The 21,495-nt window shown below is 61.5% G+C and carries 19 protein-coding genes; 2 read left to right on the forward strand and 17 right to left on the reverse strand.

Going from position 1 to position 21,495, the window contains the following annotated elements; all coding sequences use genetic code 11:
• Positions 1-91 precede the first annotated feature (91 nt).
• A complete protein-coding gene (locus BLS51_RS18885; RefSeq protein WP_229207644.1) occupies positions 92-1,942 on the forward strand; it encodes a TonB-dependent receptor plug domain-containing protein in 1,851 nt (616 codons plus the stop codon).
• A gap of 9 nt (positions 1,943-1,951) precedes the next feature.
• Positions 1,952-2,437, forward strand: a complete 486-nt coding sequence (locus BLS51_RS18890) for a sulfite oxidase-like oxidoreductase (RefSeq protein WP_090186371.1) — start codon at positions 1,952-1,954, stop codon at positions 2,435-2,437.
• Positions 2,438-2,458: 21 nt separating this feature from the next.
• Here BLS51_RS18890 and BLS51_RS18895 read toward each other — a convergent pair whose 3' ends face one another.
• The 17 genes from BLS51_RS18895 to rsmH all read right to left on the reverse strand — a co-directional run bounded on the left by BLS51_RS18895 (position 2,459) and on the right by rsmH (position 21,483).
• On the reverse strand, positions 2,459-2,974 hold the full coding sequence (locus BLS51_RS18895; protein ID WP_090186374.1) for a DUF4411 family protein: 516 nt from the start codon (positions 2,972-2,974) through the stop codon (positions 2,459-2,461).
• The gene (locus BLS51_RS18900) at positions 2,971-4,098 is read right to left on the reverse strand and encodes an XRE family transcriptional regulator (RefSeq protein WP_090186378.1); all 1,128 of its coding nucleotides are present in this window, start codon (positions 4,096-4,098) and stop codon (positions 2,971-2,973) included. Before BLS51_RS18900 ends, BLS51_RS18895 begins: the two co-directional genes overlap by 4 nt.
• Positions 4,099-4,150: 52 nt before the next feature.
• Positions 4,151-4,654, reverse strand: coding sequence for a peroxiredoxin (locus BLS51_RS18905; RefSeq protein WP_090186383.1), 504 nt, complete (start codon positions 4,652-4,654; stop codon positions 4,151-4,153).
• A gap of 78 nt (positions 4,655-4,732) precedes the next feature.
• Complete coding sequence (gene ftsZ, locus BLS51_RS18910; RefSeq protein ID WP_090186387.1) at positions 4,733-5,959, reverse strand: cell division protein FtsZ; 1,227 nt, start codon at positions 5,957-5,959, stop codon at positions 4,733-4,735.
• Between the two features lie 131 nt (positions 5,960-6,090).
• A complete protein-coding gene (gene ftsA, locus BLS51_RS18915) occupies positions 6,091-7,323 on the reverse strand; it encodes a cell division protein FtsA (RefSeq protein WP_090186391.1) in 1,233 nt (410 codons plus the stop codon).
• A gap of 14 nt (positions 7,324-7,337) precedes the next feature.
• A complete protein-coding gene (locus BLS51_RS18920; protein WP_090186395.1) occupies positions 7,338-8,144 on the reverse strand; it encodes a cell division protein FtsQ/DivIB in 807 nt (268 codons plus the stop codon).
• A 7-nt stretch (positions 8,145-8,151) separates the two neighbouring features.
• Positions 8,152-9,111, reverse strand: a complete 960-nt coding sequence (locus BLS51_RS18925) for a D-alanine--D-alanine ligase (protein ID WP_090186398.1) — start codon at positions 9,109-9,111, stop codon at positions 8,152-8,154.
• Between the two features lie 3 nt (positions 9,112-9,114).
• The gene (gene murC, locus BLS51_RS18930; protein ID WP_090186403.1) at positions 9,115-10,506 is read right to left on the reverse strand and encodes a UDP-N-acetylmuramate--L-alanine ligase; all 1,392 of its coding nucleotides are present in this window, start codon (positions 10,504-10,506) and stop codon (positions 9,115-9,117) included.
• Positions 10,503-11,570, reverse strand: coding sequence for an undecaprenyldiphospho-muramoylpentapeptide beta-N-acetylglucosaminyltransferase (gene murG / locus BLS51_RS18935; RefSeq protein ID WP_090186408.1), 1,068 nt, complete (start codon positions 11,568-11,570; stop codon positions 10,503-10,505). The genes murC and murG overlap by 4 nt, the downstream gene beginning before the upstream one ends.
• Positions 11,567-12,787 carry a putative lipid II flippase FtsW gene (ftsW, locus tag BLS51_RS18940; RefSeq protein ID WP_090186412.1) on the reverse strand — a complete coding sequence of 407 codons (1,221 nt, stop codon included), beginning with the start codon at positions 12,785-12,787 and terminating at the stop codon, positions 11,567-11,569. Before ftsW ends, murG begins: the two co-directional genes overlap by 4 nt.
• The gene (gene murD, locus BLS51_RS18945; protein WP_090186416.1) at positions 12,787-14,349 is read right to left on the reverse strand and encodes a UDP-N-acetylmuramoyl-L-alanine--D-glutamate ligase; all 1,563 of its coding nucleotides are present in this window, start codon (positions 14,347-14,349) and stop codon (positions 12,787-12,789) included. Before murD ends, ftsW begins: the two co-directional genes overlap by 1 nt.
• A complete protein-coding gene (mraY, locus tag BLS51_RS18950) occupies positions 14,349-15,518 on the reverse strand; it encodes a phospho-N-acetylmuramoyl-pentapeptide-transferase (protein WP_090186420.1) in 1,170 nt (389 codons plus the stop codon). Before mraY ends, murD begins: the two co-directional genes overlap by 1 nt.
• A 2-nt stretch (positions 15,519-15,520) precedes the next feature.
• Positions 15,521-16,918 (reverse strand): UDP-N-acetylmuramoyl-tripeptide--D-alanyl-D-alanine ligase, encoded by a 1,398-nt coding sequence (murF, locus tag BLS51_RS18955; RefSeq protein WP_090186425.1) that lies wholly within the window; start codon positions 16,916-16,918, stop codon positions 15,521-15,523.
• Complete coding sequence (locus BLS51_RS18960) at positions 16,918-18,477, reverse strand: UDP-N-acetylmuramoyl-L-alanyl-D-glutamate--2,6-diaminopimelate ligase (protein WP_090186429.1); 1,560 nt, start codon at positions 18,475-18,477, stop codon at positions 16,918-16,920. The genes murF and BLS51_RS18960 overlap by 1 nt, the downstream gene beginning before the upstream one ends.
• Positions 18,474-20,249: a peptidoglycan D,D-transpeptidase FtsI family protein gene (locus BLS51_RS18965; RefSeq protein ID WP_090186433.1), complete on the reverse strand. Its 1,776-nt coding sequence runs from the start codon at positions 20,247-20,249 to the stop codon at positions 18,474-18,476. Before BLS51_RS18965 ends, BLS51_RS18960 begins: the two co-directional genes overlap by 4 nt.
• Positions 20,246-20,521, reverse strand: a complete 276-nt coding sequence (gene ftsL / locus BLS51_RS18970) for a cell division protein FtsL (protein WP_090186438.1) — start codon at positions 20,519-20,521, stop codon at positions 20,246-20,248. The genes BLS51_RS18965 and ftsL overlap by 4 nt, the downstream gene beginning before the upstream one ends.
• Positions 20,518-21,483, reverse strand: coding sequence for a 16S rRNA (cytosine(1402)-N(4))-methyltransferase RsmH (rsmH, locus tag BLS51_RS18975; protein WP_090186441.1), 966 nt, complete (start codon positions 21,481-21,483; stop codon positions 20,518-20,520). Before rsmH ends, ftsL begins: the two co-directional genes overlap by 4 nt.
• Positions 21,484-21,495: the final 12 nt, after the last annotated feature.

A 21,495-nucleotide genomic window follows, 5' to 3' on the forward strand; every position in this document is an offset into this window, starting at 1 on the left:
GCGCTGTCGCTGGCACGCGGTCAAGTTCTAGTTACTTTGACCTATCGACCGCTGCCGTATTTCATTTTTCATCAGCGGCGCGCGCAGCGAGGTGGGCGAAATCGGCAGGGACCAGGTGTCGTCGCTGGTCAACCGCCAGGAGATGCGCGAGTTCAATCGCGAGAATGTCGGCGATGCGCTGAACCTGCTGTCCGGCATTACGCTGTCGACCAATTCGCGCAATGAGAAAACGATTGCGGTGCGCGGTTTCGATTCACGCCAGGTGCCGCTGTATATCGACGGCATCCCGGTGTATGTGCCGTATGACGGCTATGTCGACTTCAACCGCTTCAGCACCGCCGACCTGGCCGGGATTCAGGTCGCCAAAGGTTTTAGTTCGATGTCGTATGGACCGAACGCGCTGGGCGGCGCCATCAACCTGGTGTCGCGCAAGCCGAAAGCAGCGCTGGAAGCGGACGCCATGCTGGGCTTCAGCAGCGGCAGCGGACGCATCGCCTCCACCAACGTCGGCACCAACCAGGGCCGGTGGTATATGCAGGCCGGTGCATCGTATGACCAGGCCGACACCTTCCCGCTCTCCTCCGACTTCAAGCCTACCGCCACCGAAGACGGCGGCTCGCGCAACAACGCCTATCGCCGCGACAGCAAGGTATCGCTGAAATTCGGCTGGACGCCGACCGGCAGCGACGAGTACGCGCTCAGTTACTACAAGCAGCACGGCGTCAAAGGCCAGCCGCCATCGACCGATCCAGGCACCGCGCGCTACTGGAAATGGCCGTACTGGGACAAGGAAAGCCTGTACTTCATCTCGCGCACTGCCTTGAGCGACAAGGAAACGCTGAAAGTGCGCGCCTACCACGACACTTACGGCAATGAAGTCGACAGCTATACCAATGGCAGCTACACCACCTTGAAAACCTCCGGCTCCGGCAGCGTCGGCACCGGCCGCAGCATCTACAAGGACTGGACCAATGGCGCTTCCATCGAACTGGAATCGCGCCGGCTCGACCAGCATACGCTGCGCCTGATTACCCACTACAAGCTGGACAAGCACGTCGAGACCGATGCCCTGGACGCCGTCATGTCCATCTTCAAGGATGAACTGACGTCGTATGCGCTGGAGGACAACGTGCAGCTGACGCCGGCCACCATGCTATCGCTGGGCGCCGGCATGCATCAGATGAAACCGAAGGACGTCTTCAGCAGCGGCAACGCCTACTCGCTGCCGGACAAGAAAACCGCGCATGACTGGCAGGCCGGCCTGTTCCACGACCTGACCAGCAACGACCGGCTGTACGCCACCATCGCGCAGAAATCGCGCCTGCCGACGCTGAAGGACCGCTACTCGCAGCGCCTCGGCACCTACATCGAAAATCCGGCGTTGCGTCAGGAACGCGCGCGCAACTACGAGATTGGCTATCAGGGCCAGCCATGGCAAGGCGGCCAGTTGCAAGCGGCGCTGTTCTATAGCGATGTGGACGACAAGATCCAGGCGGTCGCCAATGTCTCCGGCAACAAATCGCAGATGCGCAATATCGGCAAGGTGCGCACCTCCGGCTTTGAAGTGGATGCGCGCACGGCGCTGAACAAGTGGGCCGACATCGGCGCCGCCTACACTTACACCGAACTGAAAAACGTCAGCTCGCCGTCCACGCGTCTGACCGACGTGCCGAAGCAGAAGCTGACCGCGCAAGCGCTGCTGCATCCACGCGGCGACCTCGACGTAATCGCCTACGCGGAACACAACAGCAGCCGCTGGGCCTCGAACAGCGTCGAGCTGGCAGGCTTCACCACGCTGAACCTGAAGCTGGCCTATCGTCCGGTGAAGCAGGTGTCGGTGGAAGCTGGCATGACCAATCTGAACGACAAGAACTACGCGCTGGCAGACGGTTTCCCAAGCGCCGGCCGCCAATGGTTCGGCAACATCAACTACCGCTACTAAGGAGCGACCATGAAACTACACAAGATGCTGATGGCTGTCGCGCTATGCGCCAGCACGGCCTGGGCCCACCCGGACTTGAGCAACGCCAGCAAATACGTCACGACGGAACTGACCGTCAGCGGCGCGGTGGAACATCCGCTGAAGCTGGAGGTGAAAGACCTGCGTCAGTTCCCGCTGGAACAGCAGGACAACCGCAACGGTGTGACGCTGCGCGCGCTGCTGGACCGCGCCAAGGTCATCGCGGGCAACCACAACGACGTCAAGAAAATGGCCATCATCGCCACCGCCAGCGATGGCTATGCCGTGGTGTACTCGTGGTCCGAAGTATTCAACTCGCCGATCGGCGAAGGTGTGCTGATCTTCTTTGAAAAAGACGGCAAAGCCCTCGCCGACGACGAAGGCCGCATCGCCATGATCTCCACCAAAGACCTGCGCACCGGCCCGCGCCATGTGCGCTGGCTGAAGAGCATAGAAATCAAAAAGATCGTTGACTAAGCCTTGTCTGCCTCGCACTTTTCAACTGGTGTGAGGCGGGTGATTTATCAACACGAAGCGGGCCTCCAATTTATACAGCAAATCGAAAGTGTTCATCCATTGCACGCCGAAGACATCGCATACATTCGGAATGAGAAATTTCTTTGTCACATCGGCATGATGACGTTCGTGCGTGACGACTGTGCAGCCAGTCGTCATCGCTTTGGCAATAAGCCAGGGATCGGCTCCCGACAGAAAATCTTCGACCGCGCCTGTTTTCATTTTCGCCGAGTGGGTAACAACATATTCAGCGACTATCGCAAAGCACTGTTGTGTGGCTTCGTCATGTACTTCAAGAAACAACTCTGCGTGGTCTTTAGCCCATACCGCGAGTTCATCGTCTCCTTTCTTCAGTTCATCTCCAACCATGGAGATGCTTGCCACCTGATTCAACGTTCTTTGTTGCAAGATCCAACTCCAATAAGCAGGGCAAACCGTCATGTTGTAGTAACGGTTTTTGGCTTCCACAAATGTATTGGCATCAAGGAGATAGTTCACTCATCTATCTTTTCAGCATATGTGCGGACTTTGGCAGGCTGGATGCCTAGCAGCCTCCCCGCCTCTCTTAATAACAGCCTTCCACTCAAAGCTTCAGATAGCACGGCGCGGCTGAAACGCTTGCTGTTCTTGCTATCTGCTGTACGGTAGAAGCTACCGCCGTTACTCTTTTGCGCACGGTAGGCATTGAGCTCGGCCACATAGAATTCAGCGTAATCTTCGCGCGATAAAAGGCCGAGATCGCATGCCCTGCGCGCAACTACCAAGCGGCTGACGTGAAATGCAGCAGCCAGTTCTGGCAACCGCGCGTAACAGTCGTCAGTTTCGCGCCATAGCAATTTGAACTTCGCTGCCGGGACGAGGAACTCTCCAGCGACAGCGTTGCAGTATGCTTCTTCCTGACGATGAGCAACTAGTGCCGCATCGGAAATACCACTACTGCCGATCCAGATATGCGCCAACTCATGCAGCAAGGTAAATAACCGCGCCGCTGGTGCGTCCGCAATGTTGATGAAGACAACAGGAGCAAATTTGTCGCTGATTGCGAAGCCGCGAAACTCCCCGACATCCAGCTTACGATGCGTGTTGGAGCCCACCGTCCCGCTACGCATGACCAGGATTCCCGCAGCATCGGCTCCGGCAATCAGTGCACGCATATATTGATCGCCATTCGCCGGCACATCACGCACGCCGAGCACGGCGCGTATATCCGCCGCTACTTGTACTACTGGCGCGGCGGTAGAGAACTTGCCAACGAAAGACAAAGGCGCACGCTCCTGCTCCGCCAGGTATTCCAGATACCATTCCTGCTTACGCAGAACATCACGCACGGTATCCAGCAAATCCAGACTAGCCGGCTGTGGCTTGGCACTGCCGACAGTACGCAGATCTGGCAGCGGAAGCACTTCATGCGGCGGCTCGTTGAGGAACAGGAAGCCAAATGGAATATGCAAGCGATCTGCCCATTGTTGCGCCTGACGAAACGTCGGCTTGGCTTCACCGGCCTCCCACGCCCTCACCTTGTCTTCTTTGACGGTAATGCTTTCCGCCAGTTCGGCCGCACTCACGCCCGCGCGGCGGCGCGACCAGGTCATCAGTGCCGGATTGATCAGAGCTTGCGTCATGCTGCAAATATACGCCTAAAATTGAAAACGGCGCCAGAGGCGCCGTTTGCTTTTACAGCTGACCCAGCAGGGTTTCAGCGTTGGAGACTTCGAACTTGCCGCCCTGCTCGATGTTGAGCTGGGTGACCACACCGTCGACGGCCAGCAGCGAGTAGCGCTGCGAGCGGGTGCCCATGCCGAACTTGCTGAAGTCGGCATCCAGGCCCAGCGCTTTCGAGTAGGCGGCGTTGCCGTCGGCCATCATGCGGACGGTGCCGGTGGCTTTCTGGTCGCGGCCCCATGCGCCCATGACGAACGCATCGTTGACCGAGACGCACCAGATCTCATCCACGCCCTTGGCTTTCAGCTCGGCTGCCAGCTTGACGTAGCCTGGCACGTGCTGCGCCGAGCAGGTCGGGGTGTAGGCGCCTGGCAGGCCGAAGATGGCGATCTTCTTGCCCTTGACCAGATCCTGCACGTTGAAAGTGTTCGGGCCGAGCGCGCAGCCTTCGGTTTCGGTTTCGATGAATTCGGACAGCGTGCCTTCCGGCAGTTTGTCGCCGATCTTGATGGTCATGGATAACTCCTGTTTATAAATATAAAAAGAGCCGCACCAAGGTGCGGCTCTTTCCTTGGGTAGAACCCGAAGTATGCCTTAATCGGCCTGTTTGCGCAGGAAGGCTGGAATGTCGTAGGTCTCCATGCCGTTCTTCTCCATCGCGCGCACTTGCTCCGATGCCGACTCGCGACGCCATACCGCCGGCGCCTTCATGCCGTCGAACGCTGGTGCCGCGCCGCCGCCCATGCCGCCGGTGGCGCCCATCGACATGCCTTGCGCTGCCGCCGCCCCGCCCATCGCAGCCGATGGCATCATCGGGCTGTTGTGGGTGCCGGTGCGCAGCATTTGCTGCGGTACCAGTTGCACGTGTTTCTTGGCTTTGCCCAGGCCGGTGGCCACCACGGTCACGCGGATGCTGTCGCCCATCTCGTCGTCGTAGGCGATACCTTGTGCGATCGATGCGTCTGGCGCAGCGAAGGCGCGCACGGCAGCCATGACTTCCTTGATTTCTTTACCTTTCAGGCCACGCGATGCGGTGACGTTGACCAGCACGCCGCGTGCACCCGACAGGTCGACACCGTCCAGCAGCGGCGAAGCCACAGCTTGCTCGGCAGCGATGCGTGCACGGTCGACGCCAGCGGCGGTGGCGGTGCCCATCATCGCCTTGCCCTGCTCGCCCATGATGGTTTTCACGTCGTTGAAGTCGACGTTGATGTGGCCTGGCACGTTGATGATCTCGGCGATACCGGCAACGGCGTTGTTCAGCACATCGTCAGCGTGTTGCAGCCATTCGATCAGCGATTCGTCTTCGTAGATCTCTTCCAGCTTTTCGTTGAGGATGACGATCAGCGAGTCGACATTGGCCGACAGCTGCTCCAGGCCTTCGTCAGCGATGTCCATGCACTTCTGGCCTTCGTGCGAGAACGGCTTCGACACCACGGCCACGGTCAGCGCGCCCAGCGATTTCGCCACTTCCGCAACGATCGGCGCAGCGCCGGTGCCGGTGCCGCCGCCCATGCCGGCAGCGATGAAGACCATGTGCGCGCCGCGCAGCGAATCTTCGATGCGCTGGCGCGAATCTTCCGCCAGCTTGCGGCCGACATCCGGCTTCATGCCAGCGCCCAGGCCGGTGTCACCGATCTGGATGATGTTGTCGGCCTTGGAGGTCGACAGCGCCTGCGCGTCGGTATTCGCGGCGATGAATTCCACGCCGGACATGCCTTTGTTGATCATGTGCTGCACCGCATTGCCACCCGCACCGCCGACGCCGACGACCTTGATGACGGTGCCCAAAGCTGCGTTATCGACCATATCGAACTCCATGATGTAACTCCCTATCAGAATGCGGTTTTCAAGCGCCAGTCCTCATAATTGTAGGAGAACTGGAGATTGAAAACTGCGGTTTAATATAAAAAAATTTGCGTTTGTTCGTACTTCGTTGTTACGTACCTGCCTCAGAAATTCCCGAGGAACCATTCCTTCATGCGCTGCCAGACCGCCTTCACCGAACCATCCTGCCGCGTGACGATGTGCCCACGCAGGTACTGCTTTTTCGCTTCCTGTAGCAAGCCAAGCACGGTCGCGTAGCGCGGGCTGCGCACCACGTCGGCCAGCTGGCCACGGTAGTCCGGCGTGCCCAGGCGCGCCGGCTTGAGGAAAATGTCTTCTGCCATCTCGACCATGCCCGGCATGATCGAGGTGCCGCCGGTCAGCACGATGCCCGAGGACAGCACGCCTTCATAACCGGATTCGCGCACCACCTGGTGCACCATCGCGAACAGCTCTTCCACGCGCGGCTCAATCACCGCCGCCAGCGCCTGGCGCGACAGGTTGCGCGGACCGCGATCGCCCAGGCCCGGCACTTCCAGCGACTCGCCCGGATCGGCCAGCACCTGCTTGGCCACGCCGTAGCGGATCTTGATCTCTTCCGCTTCGCCGGTCGGCGTACGCAGCGCCATCGCGATGTCGTTGGTGATCTGGTCGCCGGCGATCGGGATCACCGCCGTGTGGCGGATGGCGCCATCCGAGAACACCGCCACGTCGGTGGTGCCGCCGCCGATGTCGATCAGCACCACGCCCAGTTCCTTCTCGTCGCCGGTCAGCACCGCGTCGGCCGAAGCCATCGGTTGCAGAATCAGGTCCGACACTTCCAGGCCGCAGCGGCGCACGCACTTGACGATGTTCTGCACCGCCGAAACGGCGCCGGTGACGATGTGCACTTTCACTTCCAGGCGGATACCGCTCATGCCGATCGGCTCGCGCACATCTTCCTGGCTGTCGACGATAAACTCCTGCGGTACGGTGTGCAGCAATTGCTGATCGGTCGGAATGTTAACCGCCTTTGCCGTTTCAATGACGCGCGCTACGTCGGTCGCCGTCACTTCCTTGTCCTTGATCGCCACCATGCCGCTCGAATTGAAGCTGCGGATATGGCTGCCGGCGATGCCCGCGTACACATTGCGGATCTTGCAGTCGGCCATCAGCTCCGCTTCTTCCAGCGCACGCTGGATCGATTCAACGGTCGCTTCGATGTTGACCACCACGCCCTTCTTCAGGCCTCGCGATTCGTGCTGGCCCAGGCCGATCACTTCGTGGCGTCCATCGCCCATCACCTCGGCCACCACCGCCACCACCTTGGAGGTGCCGATATCGAGGCCGACGATCAGGTTTTTCGCGTCTTTAGTCATTTCTTTTCTGCCTGCTAGTTATGCTTTGGTGTCGGTTTTTTTGCCAATGGTTTTGGTTTTGGTTTTGCGCCTTCCGCCGGAATCTTCAATCCTTGCGCGCTCAACGCCAAACCGTTCTGATACCGCATGTCTATCGTGTCTATATTCGGCAGATGTTCCACCAGTTGCGGATAAATCCCCACCAGGCGGTCCACCCTTTCCTTCAATGTGGCGCTGGTCTGTTCCCGCCCCAGCGCCACGCTCATTCCGCTATCCAGCGTCACCGTCCACGCATAGCGGCTGGACAGCGACAGCGTCTGCGGTATCAGCTTCAGCGGCGCAAACCAGCTGCGCAACTCGGCGTACCGCGACAGCACTTCCTTCTCACTTCCCTCCGGCCCGTCGAACGCCGGCAACGCATGGTCCTCTTCCGCCTCGGCCAGGTTGGCGGTGAACACATCGCCCTTGATCGACAACAGCCGGCCATCCTCGCCCCACGTACCCAGTGCCTCATGCTCTTCCAGCGCCACGATCAGCTGGTCCGGCCATTCGCGTCGCACCGTGGCGCGACGCACCCACGGCACCGACTCGAACGCCTGGCGCACTGCATCCAGGTTGGTGGTGAAGAAGTTGCCCTTGATGCGATTCAGCGCATTGTTACGCAACGTCAGGTGATTCACATGCCTCAAATCTTCGTTCGCAATATTCTCGATACGAATCGTGCGCAGGTTAAACATCGGTCGCTGCGACACCCACCACACGCCGGATGCTATGCATGCCAGGATCGTCAGCGCGAACAGGCCGCTGGCGGTAGCATTCAAAGCCTTCACGTCATGCCACATCTACTGCTTACCCCTTCATCTTCAGGCGTGCGCTGCGCAGGATTTCCACGCACAGGTCTTCATAGCTGATGCCTTCCGCGCGCGCCGCCATCGGTACCAGCGAGTGCGTGGTCATGCCTGGCGAGGTATTCACCTCCAGCAGGAATGGCTTGTGGTCGCGTTCACGCAACAGCACGTCGACGCGCCCCCAGCCCTCGCAGCCAAGTGTGCGGTAGGCTTCCACCGCGATACGTTGCATCTCCGCCGTCAGCGCGTCTGGCAGCGCGGCCGGGCAGTGGTACTTGGTGTCGTCGGTGAAGTACTTGTTCTGATAGTCGTAATTGCCTTCCGGCGCCACGATTTCCACGATCGGCAGCGCACGCGCGTTGGCGCCGCTGCCCAGGATGGCGACCGTGAACTCGCGACCGGTGACAAATTCTTCCGCCAACACCGAATCGTCCAGAGCTGCGGCGGTGTCGTAGGCAGCCTTGAACGCTGCGGCCTCACTCACCTTGGTGATGCCGATGGTCGAGCCTTCATGCGGCGGTTTGACGATCAGCGGCAGGCCCAGATCGGCAGTGGTGGCAGCCAGGTCGGACTGCGCGTTCAGCACCGCATAGCGCGGCGTCGGCAGGCCGGCGTTCAGCCACACGATCTTGGTGGTGATCTTGTCCATGCCGACCGAACTGGCCATCACGCCACTGCCGGTGTAAGGAATGCCCAGCAGTTCCAGCGCGCCTTGCAGGCTGCCGTCTTCGCCGTAGCGGCCGTGCAGCGCGATGAACACGCGGTCGAATTTTTCCGCCGCCAGTTCGGCCAGCGAGCGTTGGCCCGGATCGAACGGATGCGCGTCGATGCCTTTGCTTTGCAGCGCCGCCAGCACGCCGGCGCCGGACATATTCGACACTTCGCGTTCCGCCGAGCGGCCGCCAAACAGCACACCGACCTTGCCGAATGCTTTAGCGTCTTGGGGATTCAGGGTACTCACGATTCAGACCTTTGGATAATTAGTCAGTTTGGCCGGGACGCCGCTGATCGAGCCTGCGCCCATGGTCATGACGACATCGCCGTCACGCACCACGCCCATGATGGTCTCCGGCATATCGCCGATGGCCTCAACAAAAATTGGTTCCGTCTTGCCGCGTGCGCGCAATGCATGTGCCAGCGCGCGGCCGTCGGCAGCCACCACCGGCGCTTCGCCAGCGGCGTACACTTCGCCCAGCACCAGCACGTCCGGCGCGCCGAGGACTTTGACGAAGTCTTCGAACAGGTCACGCGTGCGGCTGTAACGGTGCGGCTGGAAGGCCAGCACCAGACGGCGGCCCGGATAGGCAGCGCGCGCGGCGGCCATGGTCACTTCCATTTCCAGCGGATGGTGGCCGAAGTCGTCCACCAGCGTGAACTTGCCGCCGGCGGGAATTGCAACATCGCCATACTTGGTGAAACGGCGGCCAACGCCCGCAAAGCCAGCCAGGCCAGCCTGCGTGGCGCTGTCCGGAATATTGATTTCACGCGCGATGGCGATGGCCGAGCAGGCATTCTGCACATTGTGCAGGCCAGGCTGGTTCAGCACCACGTCCAGGTCGGGATAGCCTTCCTGCTTGACGGTGAAGTGCATTTCCACGCCGACGGCGCGGGCGTTAACCGCGCGCACTTCGGCGTCTTCGGCGAAACCATAAGTGGTGACCGGCTTGGTCACGTGCGGCAGGATCGAGCGCACGTGCGGATCGTCGATGCACAGCATGGCGCGGCCGTAGAACGGCAGACGATGCGTGAAGTGGACGAAAGCCTGCTTGAGCTTTTCGAAGTCGTGCTCGTAGGTTTCCATGTGGTCGGCGTCGATGTTCGTAATGACTTCGATCATCGGCGTCAGGTTCAGGAACGAGGCGTCCGACTCATCGGCTTCCGCCACCAGGTATTCGCCGGTGCCCAGCTTGGCGTTGGCGCCAGCGCTGGTCAGGCGGCCGCCGATGACGAAGGTCGGATCAAGCCCACCCTGCGCCAGCACGGACGCCACCAGGCTGGTGGTGGTGGTCTTGCCGTGCGTGCCGGCGATGGCGATGCCGCGCTTCAGGCGCATCAGCTCGCCCAGCATTACTGCGCGCGGGACGATAGGAATCTTACGGCTGCGTGCCGCCACTACTTCAGGATTGTCCTGCTGTACAGCGGTCGAGGTCACGACAGCATCGGCCTTGCCGATGTTTTCCGTCGCGTGGCCCAGATACACGGTCGCGCCCATGTCGGCCAGGCGCTGGGTGACAGCGTTGCTGCCCAGGTCCGAGCCGGACACGTTGTAGCCCAGCGTGAGCAGCACTTCTGCAATGCCGCTCATGCCGCTGCCGCCGATGCCGACGAAGTGTATGTTCTGTACTTTGTGTTTCATGCTAACTGCTCCAATACCTGCGCAATCGAATCATTCGCATCACGCTTGCCGACTTCGCGCGCTGCCGTGGCCATTGCCAGGCAGGACGCGCGGGTCAGCGTTTCCAACAGCGTCGCAACGGATTGCGCGCTCAATTCCGTTTGCGGCATATGAATTGCCGCCTTCTGTTTCGCCATCCACTGCGCGTTGTCGCGCTGGTGGCTGGTGGTCGATGCTACGAAAGGCACCAGCACGCTGGCCACGCCAGCCGCCGTCAGCTCGGACACGGTGATGGCGCCGGCGCGGCAGATCACCAGGTCCGCAGCGCTGTAGGCGGCCGCCATGTCGTCGATGAAGTCGACCACATTGGCCGTCACGCCGGCCTGCTGATACGCCGCACGCAGCGCATCGATATTCTTCTTGCCCGACTGGTGCGTCACCAGCGGACGCTGTGCTTCCGGAATCAGCGCCAGTGCTGCCGGCAGCGCATCGTTCAGCGCTTTCGCACCCAGGCTGCCGCCCACCACCAGGATGCGCAGCTGGCCTTCACGGCCGGCGAAACGCTGTGCCGGCGGCGCCATGTCCAGGATCTCCTTGCGCACAGGATTGCCGGTGACTACCGCCTTGCCCGCCGCATTGCCGAATTCCGCCGGGAAGCCGAAGCACACGCGGCCGGCGAACGGCACCAGCGTTTTGTTCGACAGCAGCAGCGCCGCATCGGCATTCACCAGCACCAGCGGCGCACCGCGCATGCGCGACATCAGGCCGCCAGGCACGGTCACGTAACCGCCCATGCCCAGCACCACGTCCGGCTTGCGGCGGCCGATGAAGCCGAAGCAGTCGGCAAACGCCTTCACCATCCTCAGCGCGCCGCCCAGCGAATGCTTCAGGCCCTTGCCGCGCATGCCGGTGAAGTTGATGCTGTCCATCGCGATGCCATGCTTCGGCACCAGCTCCTGCTCCATGCCGGTGGACGTGCCCAGCCAGCTCACTTCCCAGCCGCGCGCGCGCATGGTTTGCGCGATCGCCAGGCCGGGGAAAATATGACCGCCAGTACCGGCCGCCATAATCATTAATCGTTTCATAGTCTGCCACCACGCATCAGGACCCGGTTCTCGTAGTCGATCCGGAGCAGGATCGCGAGTCCGATACAGTTAATTACAACGCCCGTGCCGCCGTAGCTCATCAGCGGCAGGGTCAAGCCCTTGGTTGGCAGTAAGCCCAGATTCACACCCATATTGATGAACGTCTGGACGCCGATCCAGATGCCGATGCCCTTGGCCGTCAGGCCGGCAAAGGTCTGGTCGATGGCGATGGCCTGGCGGCCGATGTCGAAGGCGCGCTTGATGATCCAGTAGAACAGCGCAATCACCACCAGCACCCCGGCCAGGCCCAGTTCTTCGCCGATCACGGCCAGCAGGAAGTCGGTGTGCGCTTCTGGCAGGTAGTGCAGTTTTTCCACGCTGCCGCCCAGACCAACGCCAAAAATTTCGCCGCGCCCGAAAGCGATCAGCGAGTGTGTCAGCTGGTATGCCTTGTTCAGCGCATTGTCTTCTTCCCACGGATTGAGGTAAGCGAAATAACGCTCGCGGCGGAACTTGGACAGCGCGATGATCGATACAAAGATTGTCACCAGCACGGCGCCGATACCGCCGAACCAGATGGCGTTGATCCCGCCCAGGAACAGGATGCCCATGGCGATGCAGACGATCACGCCAAAGGCGCCCAGGTCGGGCTCCAGCAGCAACAGCAGGCCGACGAAGCCGATCGCCGCCGCCATCGGCATGAAGCCCTTGGTCAGCTTGTGCATGTACTGCTGCTTGCGCACCGTGTAGTCGGCGGCGTACAGCACAGCCACAACTTTCATCAGTTCCGATGGCTGGATATTGAACACCTTCAGCGACAGCCAGCGGCGGCCGCCATTGACTACCACACCGATGCCGGGGATCAGCACCAGCACCAGCAGCACCAGTGTGCCGATGAACAGGTACGGTGCGGCCTTCTGCAGATCAGCGATACGGACACGGAACACGAACAGGCCAGCCATCAGCGAGACGGCGATGAACATGGCCTGGCGTTGCAGGAAGTAGGTGTTCTGCCATCGCACATAGTTGGCGAATTTCGGCGAGTCCGGCAGCGAGATCGAGGCCGAGTAGACCATCACCATCCCGAGCAGCATCAGCAGCAGCGTGACCCAGACCAGTGGCTGGTCGTATTCCATCATCTTGGACTGCCGCGCGCGACTCTCCATCGGCGTTTCAGCCGACTTGGAGCCAAAGCGGAATGGCAGTTGCAAGGGCATCAGATCTCCTGTCCAGCGTCAAGCGCGATGTCGCGCACGGTGTCGATGAACACCTGGGCGCGATGCGCGTAGTTCTTGAACATGTCCATGCTGGCGCACGCCGGCGACAGCAGCACGGCGTCGCCAGCGTGCGCCAGTTCGGCGGCGCGCTTGACTGCTTGCGGCAGGTCGGTGCCGCAGTCTTCCAGCGTGTATGGCAGTTCGGCGCCCTGCTCGCGGGCGGCCCGTTCCAGCGTGGCGCGGATTTGTACGGCGTCGCGGCCGATCAGCATGGCGGCGCGGGCGTACTGCGCCAGTGGCTCGGCCAGTGGCGCGAAGTCCTGTCCTTTGCCATCGCCACCGAGGATGACCAGCAGGCGCTGGCTGTCGCCGGTGAAGGCTTTGCCCAAGCCGTTCAGTGCTGCCACTGTGGCGCCGACGTTGGTGCCTTTGCTGTCGTCGTAGTATTCAACGTCGTTGATGGCGCTGACCAGTTCGACGCGATGCGGCTGGCCGCGATATTCGCGCAGACCATGCAGCAGCGGCGCCAATGGCAGGTCGATGGCGCGGCACAGGGCCAGCGCGGCCAGCGCGTTGGCGGCGTTGTGGACGCCACGGATTTGCAGCGCGTCGGCTGGCATCAGGTTCTTGACGATGCATTCCACCGGTGCTGGCGGTGGATCGTTCTTTTTGCGTTTCTTCGGTTCGCCCTCTTCTTCGGCCGGGATGGCGGTGGCGAGCCACAGCACGCCGCGTTCATTGTTCAGGCCAAGGTCGTCGCGCAGGGTTGGCGCGTCGGTGCCGAAGGTGACGTTGTGGCCGGTGGTGCTGGCCATGCGCATCGTCGTTGCGTCGTCGCGGTTCAGCACGCGCACGGTGTTGGCGGCGAAGATGCGGTGCTTGGCGGCGGCGTACGATGGCATGTCGCCGTGCCAGTCAAGGTGGTCCTGCGTCACGTTCAGCACAGTCGCCGCGTCGGCTTCGAGCGTGAAAGTCGTCTGCAATTGGAAGCTGGACAGCTCCAGCACCCAGATGTCCGGCAGCGACGCGGCGTCGGATGCAGAGGCGGCGGCTGGCGCGGCGTCGAGGACTTCGCGCAGGACGTCCAGCGCGGCGGGGCTGATGTTGCCGGCGACGCGCACCGTCTTGCCGGCACGTTCGCACAGTTGGCCGACCAGCGTGGTCACGGTCGTCTTGCCGTTGGTGCCGGTGATGGCGATGATTTTCGGTGCGTAAGCGCGCTCTGCCTTCAGCGCATCCAGCGCCTGCGCGAACAACTCGATTTCGCCCCACACTTCAATGCCGGCAGCAGCAGCGGCTGGCGCAATCTCTGCCAGCTCACGGTTCGGCGCCAGGCCAGGGCTAACGGTCACAAAGTCCACGCCCTCCAGCAGCGATGCGCCAAACGGACCAGCGACGAATTCGACATCAGGCACGGCCGAACGCAATGCTGGCAAACGCTCAGGTGACTCACGCGTATCGGCCACGCGCAAGCGCGCGCCGCTGCGGGCGAGCCACAGCGCCATCGCCAGGCCGGATTCCCCCAGCCCTAATACCAGTGCGTTTTTGCCTTCGTAAATCATCAGCGCAGTTTCAACGTCGAGAGTCCAACCAGTACCAGTATCATCGTGATAATCCAGAAGCGCACGACAACCTGGGTCTCTTTCCAGCCTTTTTGTTCAAAGTGGTGGTGCAGCGGCGCCATCAAAAACACGCGACGGCCAGTGCCATAGCGTTTCTTGGTGTACTTGAACCACATCACCTGAATCATCACCGACACCGTCTCCGCAACGAAGATACCGCCCATGATGAACAACACGATTTCCTGACGCACGATCACCGCGATGGTGCCCAGCGCGCCGCCCAGCGCCAACGCGCCCACGTCGCCCATGAATACCTGTGCCGGATGCGTGTTAAACCACAGGAAGGCCAGGCCAGCGCCAGCCAGCGCGCCGCAGAAGATAATCAGCTCGCCCGCGCCAGGAATGTGCGGAATGAACAGATACTTCGAATACGTCACGCTGCCGGTCAGGTAAGCAAACAGGCCCAGGGCCGAGCCAACCATAATGGTCGGCATGATCGCCAGGCCATCCAGGCCATCGGTGAAGTTAACGGCGTTGGACGAGCCCACGATGACACAGTAGGTCAGCGCAATGAAACCCCACACGCCCAGCGGATAGCTGATCGTTTTAAAGAACGGCACAATCAAGTCAGCCTTCGGCGGCAGGTCCATCGAGAAGCCCGACTGCACCCACGCAAAGAACAGCTCAAACACCTTGCTGGTGTTCGGCGCCGACACCGAGAACGCCAGGTACAGCGCGGCGGCAATGCCGACCAGCGACTGCCAGAAATACTTCTCGCGCGAGCGCATGCCTTCCGGGTCTTGGTACACCACCTTGCGATAGTCATCCACCCAGCCGACCGCGCCAAAGCCCAGCGTCACAATCAGCACCGGCCAGATCAGACGGTTCGACAGATCGCACCACAGCAGCGTGGAAATCGCGATCGACAACAGAATGAGCACGCCGCCCATGGTCGGCGTACCGTGTTTTTTCAGGTGCGTCTGCGGACCATCGGTACGCACCGCCTGGCCATACTTCATCGCGGTCAGCTTGCGGATTACGAACGGACCAGCGGCCAGGCCGATGAACAGCGCCGTCGCCGTCGCAAACACCGCGCGGAAGGTGATGAAATTGAAGACCCGGAGAAACCCGAGATCATCCTGGAAAAATTGTGCGAGCCAGAGCAGCATGATTAGTGACCTTCCTTGTTAGCTTGTTGCGACCCAATCAAATGCTGCACGACCCGCTCCATCTTCATGAAACGGGAGCCCTTGATTAATACAGTTGCATCAGGCGACACCGCTGCTTCAACAGCAGACAGCAAGTCGCCAAAGTTTTCAAAATGACGAACGTTGGCGCCTTTGATATACGCGGCCAGTTCGCCTGTTACCAGCACCGTCTCGATGCCCTTGTCTCGCGCGTAAGCGCCGATCTCTTCGTGGAATTCACGGCCTTGCGTGCCGACTTCGCCCATATCACCGAGCACCAGCACGCGCGGCGCGGCGGCTTTCGACAGCACATCGATGGCGGCGCGCACCGAATCCGGATTGGCGTTGTAGGTATCGTCGATCACCACCGCGCCATTGACTGCCTGCTTTTTCTGCAAACGGCCGCTGACCGGCGCAAAGGTGTCGAGGCCCCGCTTGATCTCTTCCAGCGACACGCCAGCGGCATAGGTGCACGCCACCGCAGCCAGCGCATTGCGCACATTATGTTCACCAGCCGCCTGCAGGCGCACGAAGAACTGACGCACATCGCCTTCGCTTTCGCTGATGGTGATGAACATCTCGCTCTCAAAATCGCTGGCGCGCCAGGTGCAGCTGACTTCCGCATCCTTGTGCAAACCAAAGCGCAGCATGCGGCGGCCGGCCGACAGTTCTTCCCAGATCGGCGTGAACTCGTCGCCATGTGGGAAGACGGCGACGCCATCCTTGGGCAGCGCCGTCAGCACCGAACCATTCTCACGCGCCACCGCTTCCACGGTGTGCATGAATTCCTGGTGCTCGCGCTGTGCGTTGTTGACCATGGCGATGTTCGCGCCGGCGATCAATGCCAGGCGGCCGATCTCGCCCGGATGGTTCATGCCCATCTCGATCACCGCGGCCTGCTGCTGCGCGTCCATGCGGAACAGCGTCAGCGGCACGCCGATTTCGTTATTCAGGTTGCCGCGCGTGGCCAGGCGGCCTTCTTCGCCATGGGCTGCCGCCAGGATCGCGGAGATCATTTCTTTCACCGTGGTCTTGCCGTTGCTGCCGGTGACGCCGATGACCGGCATGCTGAACTGCTTGCGCCACCAGTTGGCGATCTGCCCCAGCGCCACCAGCGTGTTGGGTACGACGACGGCTGCGATGTTGGTCGATTCGGTCCAGCCTTCCGGCAGTTCTTCCACGACCACTGCGGCGACGCCCTTCTCCACCACTTGCGGCAGGAAGTTGTGGGCGTCAAATACCTCACCGCGCAGGGCGACAAACAGCGCGCCTGCAGAAACGCTACGGCTGTCGGTCGACACGCCGTTGAATACAACATCGCCGGCGTTCACTAAGCGTGCGCCGGTCAGAGAAGGCAGAATTTGTGCGACTGCTGCACGCATTAATTCGTCCTCATCATGGTTAAACGCGCCGACAGCGCCAGTTGCGCATGATCGGCGTCCGAGAATGGCAGCTTCTTGCCCTTGATTTCCTGGTATGGCTCATGGCCTTTACCGGCCAGCAGGATCACGTCCGGCTTGCCGGCATGCTTGATCGCCGACAGGATGGCGGCCGCGCGGTCGTCCAGCGCCTGCACCGTCGATGCCGGATTGTTCTGGTCCATGCCCGCCAAAATCTGTTCGATGATCGAATGCGGTTCTTCGCTGCGAGGATTGTCGCTGGTGACCAGCACATGATCCGCCGCCTGCGCGATCTTGCCCATCTGCGGACGCTTGCCCGGATCGCGATCGCCGCCGCAGCCAAACACACACCACAGCTGGCCGCCACGGTCGTTCGCCACAGGACGCAACGCGGCCAGGGTTTTCTCCAGCGCGTCCGGCGTGTGCGCGTAGTCGATGACGATCAGCGGCGCATCGTGGCCGCCAACCTGCTGCATGCGGCCCGGCGCCGGCGCGAGTGCTTCCGCCGCCTCAATGGCGGCGCGCAGGCCCAGACCCTTGGCCAGCACCGCGCCGATGACGCCCAGTGCGTTGCTGATATTGAAGCCGCCCACCAGCTGCGTGCGCACCTGCGCCACGCCCAGCGGGCAATCCAGATGAAATTCGGTGCCGCCGCTGCGACCAGCGCGCAGCTGGCTGGCGCGCAGTATCATCACGCCTTCTATATCCGGACGCGCAGTGCTGTCGTGCAGCGTGTAGCCGATCAGCGGGATCTCGCCAGCCAGCGCCACTGGCTTCGCTTTCAGGTGATCGATGATGCGCACGCCGGCAGGATCGTCCAGATTGACGACAGCGGTTTTCAAACCCGGCCAGTCGAACAGCTTGACCTTGGCCGCCTCGTAGGCTTCCATCGTACCGTGATAGTCCAGGTGGTCGCGGGTCAGGTTGGTGAACAGCGCCACGTCGAAATGCATGCCCGATACGCGGCCTTGTTCCAGGCCGATCGACGACACTTCAATCGCCAGCGAAGCGGCGCCCTTCTCGCGCAGCTCGGCCAGCGAGCGCGCCAGCAGCACCGCGTCCGGCGTGGTGTAGCCGGTGACATCGTATTCCACTTCGCCGCGTGGCTTGAACACGCCCACGCCCAGCGTGCCGATAACAGCAGCCGGTTCGCCGCCGCGCGACAGCGCCTGGCCCAGCCACACGGCACTGGAAGTTTTGCCATTGGTGCCGGTGACGCCGACGGTGTACATGCCGGCATCCGGCTGATCGTAGAAGGCGTGCGCGATGGCGCCAGCGTTTTTCTTCAGGTTCTCGACCGTCAAATAAGGCACGATCCACTTGTCGTTCCAGGTAAACCCAGCAGGGTCGAGCACCACCAGCGCGGCACCCTGCTCGATGGCGCCGTCGATAAAGCTGCGCCCATCGCCGGCGTCGCCGGGATAAGCAAAAAACACATCGCCCAGCTTGATGCGACGCGAATCCGAAGCCAGGTTCGCCGTTGGCGCCAGCTTGCGGATCGCGGTAGCAACAGCGATAGGGTCGAAAGTAGAAGTCGTCACATGTTCCCCTGTGCTGCAGATTCAGGAATGATGATATGGGTCAGGTCCGAGTCGGGCGCCACGTTCTTGGCGCGCAGCGCTTGCGCCGCCAGCGCGGAAAATACCGGGCCGGCCACGTCGCCGCCATAAGTCACCGGACCGGCAGGCTCGTCGATCATGACCGCAATGATGAAGCGCGGGTCCGACATCGGCGCCATGCCGACGAAGTTACCGATATATTTGGTGTGCGAGTAGCGACCGCCGATGAACTTCTGCGCGGTGCCAGTCTTGCCTCCAACGCGGTAGCCAGGCACTTGCGCCTTGACTGCCGAACCGCCTGGCAGCGTCACCATCTCCAGCATTTCGCGCATCTCGGCGGCGGTTTTCGGGCTGATCACCTGCGTACCGTGTGGCGCCTCATGCACCTTCTGGAACGACAGCGGAATGATGTCGCCGTCACGCGCCAGCACCATGTAAGCGCGCGCCAGCTGGATCAGCGATACCGAGATACCCTGGCCGAAGCTCATATTCGCATGCTCGATCGGTCGCCACGATTTGTAAGGACGCACGCGGCCGGCCACTGCGCCAGGAAAGCCCCACTTCGGCTGCTGGCCGAAGCCCAGCTTGGTGAACATCTCCCACAGGTCCTGCGCCGGCATGCCGAAGGCAATCTTGGTGGTGCCGATGTTGGACGATTTCTGGATAATGGTCTGCACGTCGATCATATAATGGGCGTGCGTGTCATGGATCACGCGGTCGCCAATCACCATCGAGCCGTTACCGGTGTCAAACATGGTGTGCGGCGTGATCTTTTTCGCGTCCAGCGCCATCGCCACCGGGAACGGCTTCATTGACGATCCCGGCTCGAAGGTATCGGTCATCACGCGATTGCGCAGCTGTTCGCCGGTCAGCTTGGAGCGATCGTTCGGGTTATAGCTAGGCCAGTTGGCCAGCGCCAGCACTTCGCCGGTGTGGACGTCCAGCACCAGCGCGGCGCCAGCCTTGGCGCGGAATTTCTCGACTGCGTCCTTGATCTGGGTGAAGGCGATGTACTGGATCTTGCTGTCGATCGACAGCGTCAGGTCCTTGCCGTCGTGCGGCTCGCGGATCGATTCGATATCTTCCACGATGTGGCCCAGGCGGTCCTTGATGACACGGCGGCTGCCCGGCACGCCTTGCAAGGTTTTCTGCTGCGCCAGCTCCATCGATTCCTGGCCCTGGTCTTCCACGTTTGTGAAGCCAACCACGTGGGTGGTCACTTCGCCCTGCGGGTAGAAGCGCTTGTACTCCTTGCGGGTCTGGATGCCTTCGATACCCAGCTTGGTGATCTGGTCAGCCACATCCTGCTCCACCTGGCGTTTCAGGTAGACGAAGCTGCGGTCGGAGTCGAGTTTCTTTTTCAGGTCGGCGTCGCTCATGTCGAGCAGCCTGGCCAGCTGTTTCAGCTTGGCCGGCGGCGCTTCCTGCACATCGTCCGGGATCGCCCAGATGGCTTTGACCGGCACCGACGACGCCAGCACCTGGCCATCGCGGTCGGTGATCTTGCCACGCGTGGCCGGCAATTCCAGCGTGCGCGCGTAACGGATTTCACCCTGCTTTTGCAGGAACTGGGTCGACAGGCCTTGCAGCCACAGCGCGCGCGCGGCCAGCGCGGCGAAGGCGGCAAACAATACGAACAGCACAACGCGCGAGCGCCAGGTCGGCAGACGGACTGCCAATACAGGGCTCTTGGAGAAGGCCACGCCTTTCGAGGCGGCCACGCGCGAGGTGTTCACATTGCTGCCGCGGCTCATTTTGCGTGCTCCGGCGTCAGGTACTGCGTGCGCGCCGCAGTCAGCGGCGTCATGTTCAGATCGCGGCGTGCGATTTCCTCGATGCGGGCGTGCTTGCCCAGCGTCGATTGATCCAGCTGCAATTGCGCCCATTCGATATCCAGCTGGCGTGCCTGCGACTGCGTGCGTTCCAGTTCAATGAACAGATGGCGCGCCTGGTACTGCGCATTGACCAGCGACAGGCCGCAAGCGACCAGCAAGGCCGCCAGCACCAGGTTGATCTTGCCGCTCATGCCGACTCCGCAGGAATAGGCAGGCGGCGCGCCACGCGCATTACCGCCGAGCGGGAACGCGGATTGTCATCGATCTCCTGATCCGATGGCTTCATCTTGAACAGCAGCTTGAGTTCCGGCTGCGGCAGATCGACCGCGCGGATCGGCAGGCGGCGGTCCGGCTGCTCGACATTCGCCTTGGACGCGAAAAAGCGCTTCACCATGCGGTCTTCCAGCGAGTGGAAGCTGATGATGGCAATGATGCCGCCTGGCGCCAGGCTGTCGTAGGCATGGTTCAAACCGACTTCGAGGTCTTCAAGCTCTTTATTGATGAAAATCCGGATAGCCTGAAATGTGCGGGTTGCCGGATCCTTGCCCTTTTCCCGAGTCTTGACCGCGCCTGCCACGATGCCGGCAAGCTGTCGTGTGCTTGAAATTGGTTCGACTGCCCTGCGAGCAACAATCGCCTTTGCAATCTGAAAAGCAAACCGTTCTTCCCCATATTCCTTTATCACCTTTTCCAGTGTCTGTTCGTTTTCAGTGGCGAGCCACTCCGCCGCCGACATGCCGCGCGTGGTATCCATGCGCATGTCGAGCGGGCCATCGTTACGGAAACTGAAGCCGCGCGCGGCGTCATCCACCTGCGGCGACGAGATGCCCAGGTCGAGCAGAATGCCGTCGACCTGTTCCACGCCTTCGGCCGCCAGCGCTTCGCGCATGGTGGCAAAGCTGTCGTGGACGATGGCGAAACGTGGATCGTTGATTTGTTCAGCGGTGGCGATCGCTTGCGGGTCCTTGTCGAACGCGATCAGGCGCGCGCTGGCGCCCAGCTTCGACAGGATCAGACGCGAATGGCCGCCACGGCCGAACGTGCCGTCGACGAACACACCGTTGGCACGCGCGCCATCCAGCGCCAGCGCGTCAACCGCTTCGTCTAGCAGCACCGTGCGATGCTGGAATTCAGGCACCGTTGTCGTGGTCATGAAAGTGGGGCC

The sequence above is a fragment of the Duganella sp. OV510 genome (assembly GCF_900100205.1).
Lineage (GTDB): Bacteria > Pseudomonadota > Gammaproteobacteria > Burkholderiales > Burkholderiaceae_D > Rugamonas.